Source organism: Aerococcus sp. L_32 (assembly GCF_050689315.1).
Map to the genome: position 1 here is coordinate 1 of NZ_JBOEQF010000177.1, position 4375 is coordinate 4375.

The 4375-nt window shown below is 39.3% G+C and carries 5 protein-coding genes; 3 read left to right on the forward strand and 2 right to left on the reverse strand.

Features of this window, described 5'->3' with window-relative positions:
• Window positions 1–71 precede the first annotated feature (71 nt).
• A complete protein-coding gene (locus tag ACRCJ0_RS09860) occupies window positions 72–1277 on the reverse strand; it encodes a toxic anion resistance protein (RefSeq protein ID WP_197558873.1) in 1206 nt (401 codons plus the stop codon).
• 12 nt (window positions 1278–1289) lie between these two features.
• Window positions 1290–1925 (reverse strand): 5-bromo-4-chloroindolyl phosphate hydrolysis family protein, encoded by a 636-nt coding sequence (locus ACRCJ0_RS09865; protein ID WP_431390324.1) that lies wholly within the window; start codon window positions 1923–1925, stop codon window positions 1290–1292.
• 267 nt (window positions 1926–2192) lie between these two features.
• On the opposite strand from ACRCJ0_RS09865, the gene ACRCJ0_RS09870 reads away from it, so the two are divergent.
• From ACRCJ0_RS09870 to ACRCJ0_RS09880, 3 genes are read left to right on the forward strand one after another with little or no spacing between them, the layout of a single operon-like run.
• Entirely contained in the window at window positions 2193–2738 is a 546-nt protein-coding gene (locus tag ACRCJ0_RS09870; protein ID WP_149256200.1) for an NUDIX hydrolase, read from the forward strand.
• Window positions 2739–2750: 12 nt separating this feature from the next.
• On the forward strand, window positions 2751–3608 hold the full coding sequence (locus tag ACRCJ0_RS09875) for a hypothetical protein (protein ID WP_431390325.1): 858 nt from the start codon (window positions 2751–2753) through the stop codon (window positions 3606–3608).
• 40 nt (window positions 3609–3648) lie between these two features.
• The gene (locus tag ACRCJ0_RS09880) at window positions 3649–4338 is read left to right on the forward strand and encodes a 5'-methylthioadenosine/adenosylhomocysteine nucleosidase (RefSeq protein ID WP_431390326.1); all 690 of its coding nucleotides are present in this window, start codon (window positions 3649–3651) and stop codon (window positions 4336–4338) included.
• Window positions 4339–4375: the final 37 nt, after the last annotated feature.

Consider the following 4375-nt stretch of genomic DNA (forward strand, 5'->3'; position numbering starts at 1 on the left):
GTTTTGTCCATATATATAGTATAACATATGAGCTAAATCAGATGAAATGATAACACCTTAAAATGTTCATTTTATTTTTTTTGACCACCATTAAGTAAATGTTGTTTTAATTCATTTTCCATTTGTACCATTTCACGTTCAGCTTGTAGACGTTTAGCTCGTCCTTCTTCTTGAATTTGCATGGTTTCAGTAATGGTATCAATCAAGTTTTGTTGTGAGTGTTTCAAGGTTTCAATATCTACCACACCACGTTCAGACTGTCTTGCTGTTTCAAGTGATGACTGTTTCAACAATTCAGAGTTTTCTGTTAATAATTGGTTAGTGGTATCTGTCACAGCGATTTGGGCATCCAAAGCATCTTTTTGACGGTATAGGGATAATTGGATAGCGATTTGGTTTTTCCATAAAGGAATGGCTGTATAAATAGATGATTGGATTTTCTCAGCCAAGTTTTGGTTGGCATTTTGAATTAAACGAATTTGTGGCGCTTGTTGGATAGTAATTTCGCGTGTTAGCTCCAAGTCGTAAATCCGTTTCTCAAGACGGTTAATAAATTGCTCTAAGTCGGCAATTTTTTGGATAGTCATTTGGTCATGTTCACTGGTTACCTGACTCTTTAAGGCAGGTAATTCTTCTTGACGTAGTCGTTCTGCTTTGATTTGGGCAGCAGCGATATAGACATTTAAAGCTTCGAAAAATTCCAAATTTTGTTGGTATAAGCTATCTAATTGTAGATTGTCATTTAACAAGCCGTTCTTTTGACGGGTTAGGTGGCCTGCAATTTCATCAATTTGGTAGCCAACTTTTTGGTATTTGGCATTCATTTCATATAAAGAGGCCTTTTGTTTCTTAAACCAACGTTGAATTCGATTTTGCTTTTGGTTGGTTAATTGACTTGGGTCCGTGTCATTTAAACGGGCTAATAATTCCCGTAACTGTTCTCCGACAACGTCTAAGTCCTGGTTTTGAACTTGGGCGATAATTTGGTGTGAGAAGTCACCTATTTGTTTTTGGGCCATGGCACCATATGAAACGATGGATTGGCTATCACTAGCATCAATTTTTTCTGATAAGGCTTTAGCTTGGTCTTGACGATCTTTAGATAATTGCTGGTAGATCGTCTGTTCCATACCAGTTTCTTCATCGGTATTGGCTAAGTTTTCTAAGGGCGAATTGGCTAAAGTCGCATCTTGGAAGGGGTTGGCGATTAAATCATCTACTGATTTAGAAATATTATCAGATTGCTTGTTTAATGGTTGATTTTTGTCTTCTGTCATCAAGGTTCTCCTTTACTCAGGGTTATTAGTGAAGCTATCGAATGAACTTTGCACTTGTTGGGCTAAGTCTGCGATTTCCTCACGTAAATTAGTCAACTTTTGAATTTTCCGTGGCGATTTATCCATTGTTTGATTAATGGCCGTATATTGTTCAAGTGCGCCTTTTAAATTTGGGAGCACATGATATAGGAAATCGGTCGCCTGGTTTAGACGATCTGGCGCTTGTGTAATGGCTTGGAAATAACTTTTCAAGACTTTGCTTGTATCATAACGTTTAAATACCATATTTAAATGGGTATTGTAGTTTTCATACCCTAAGATTGTTTCGATAGTATCCAAGGCTTCAGCCATTTCGGACCGGAAAAAATGAATTTCTTGGTCAGTTAAGTCAGCTTCCTCATAGATGGCCTTTCTTGATTTGGGTACCCGTCTTGGTTTATATTTTTCACGGTTGCTTTGATGGTCAGCGATATTGGCCGTGTAAATATTATTGATTGCAAAGACTAAGAAAGATAGTGCCAACACCCAGAAAGTAATTTGGTAGTAGGGGGTACCAAATACAAACAATAGAAAAATGATTGTGACGTTCATCGGCCAGTAAAAGGGATATTGACCAATTTTTGCGATGTATTGAAGTGGGCGGTTCATGTTTAGTCACTCCTTTGATTGATTTAACTTTATTATAAGGGACAAGGGATCAATCAACATCGGCCTCTAGTCGTATTTAAAAACAATAGCTTATTCCTATACAATAGAACCCAGTTGAAATGGTAAATAAATCCCTAAAATTTCGCCTTCTAGCCCATATTTTAGTTAAAAATGTTAAAATGAAGAAGAATAGCCACCAAAATTATGAGCAGAATTACACTACATATACATATAAAGTACAAATATAATGTTTAAGAAAGGTTGACCATGATGACATTTGGTGAAAAAACAATTAAGAAAGAAACCTTATACGAAGGAAAGATTCTAAACTTAGAGAAGCATCAAGTCCGTTTGCAAAATGGTGAACTTGCAGATCGTGAACTCATTTTCCATGGACCGGCAGTCGGTATTTTCGCCTTACGGGACGATAAAATCGTATTAGTTCGTCAGTATAGAAAAGGAATTGAGGCAGTTAGTTTAGAGGTGCCAGCTGGATTAGTAGATCCTAATGAAGATTTATTGGTGGCCGCTAAACGAGAATTTGCGGAAGAGACAGGGATGGCTGGTGAAAATTGGCAGCAACTAGACGGTTTCTATGTGACGCCAGGTTATAATGATGAATTCATTCAAATGTATGCCTGCCAAAATGTTACTGATTTACCAGAGCCACCCGCACAAGACGACGATGAAAATATCGAACTCGTATACCTAGACTTTGGTCAAGCGAAAGCAGCGATTGCCTCAGGAGAGATTTCCGATATGAAGACCATTTACGCCATTCAATATTGGCAAATTTTAACATTACAAGGATAGTAGGTGACATATATGACGCCAGATGAAGAACCACAATTAACACGTGCCCAGTACCGGGCCTTGAAAAATAAAATCGACCACACCGACAAAACGGTTAGTGAAGTTGCTGACGAAATTCAAGAAAGCAAGCGACCAAGTCAATCGACGACATATGATGCGCCCCGTGATGCCCGTCACAAAAAATCAGCAACCTTTAACCAGGATGCAACTGCTGGTAATACTCAGGTCTTTAAACGTGATGAAGACTTCGATGCGCCAAGAAAATTTTCTGCGGATATGCTCAACCAAGCTCTTTATGAAAAGAAAAGTCAGCAAGCAAAAGATCGTCAATCTGACCGGGCATCTAGACCAGAACGACCAATGACAAATAGAAAAAATCCAAATTTTTCTCCGACAAGCCAAAGACCAACCGACCAGAATTCTACTGGCCAGGGTGCTTGGACCAACCAGGACGACCATGTGGTGACCGCTGCTAGAACGTCGACGCCGCTTGCGGAAGAACCTTCAGTAGAAGAGACTACTAAGGAAAATAAAAAACGGCTGTCATTCAGAGAACGCCTTTTTGGCCCTTCTGAGCGAGAATTAGAGGATGAAAGAGATGACGAAACATTAGTAGACGATAATGAAGGAATTGACCAATCACAACAAGTTTTTTTCGGCACAGGAAATGCTGAAGCAAATCCGGATAAGGCAAATCAGTTTGGTCAACATGCAGGTCAATTGGATGCGGATGCTAAACAAGCGGACAGAGAATCTAGAAAAGGTAAGTCCTTTTTCGGGCTAACTAAAATTGATCGTTTCCTAAATATCGCGATTGTCCTGTTAACTCTAGGGATTATCATTTTGACCATTATCGCTTTTTATGTTTAATTAAATTAAATCAATTTAAACGGAGGAGAGTATATAATAGATGAAAGTAGCAATTATTTGCCCAATGGAAGAAGAAATTGGTTACTATAAAGAACACCTAGGCCTAAGTGTTAGTGAAATTGTTGGGTCAACAGAAGTATGGACAACATCATACGAAGGGCACGAAATCATTGTAGCCCGTTGCGGGATTGGGAAAGTAAACGCCGCAATCGCGACAACACTTGTTGCCCAAACGAACCCAGATTTAATCATCAATACTGGGTCAGCTGGGGCCCTTGCACCAGACCGTCAAATTGGGGATATTGTCATTGGGGAAGCGACGATGTACCATGACGCGGATGCCCGTGCATTTGGTTATGAATTAGGCCAAGTGCCTACAATGCCAGCCCGTTATAAGGCGCCAGAAAACTTAATTCAAGGCTTCTTAGATGCTTATCATGAAACAGATTTAAATGCGACAACCGGATTGATCTTAACAGGAGATCAATTTATTGCCGATACTGATAAAGTGAATGATTTATATCAGACATTTAGAGGGGCGCAATGTGCTGAGATGGAAGGAGCTGCAGTTGCGCAAGTAGCCCACCAGTTTGGTGTTGATTGTATTGTCATTCGAGCGATTTCTGATACCGCTCAACATGACGCTAATGTGGTCTTTGATGAATTTGTGGTGACGGCAGGGCAAAATGCCGCTAAAGTGACTCTGAACTATTTAAAACATTTAAATTAAGTTATCATTGACGAAGGCCAAGAATAATGGTATGATG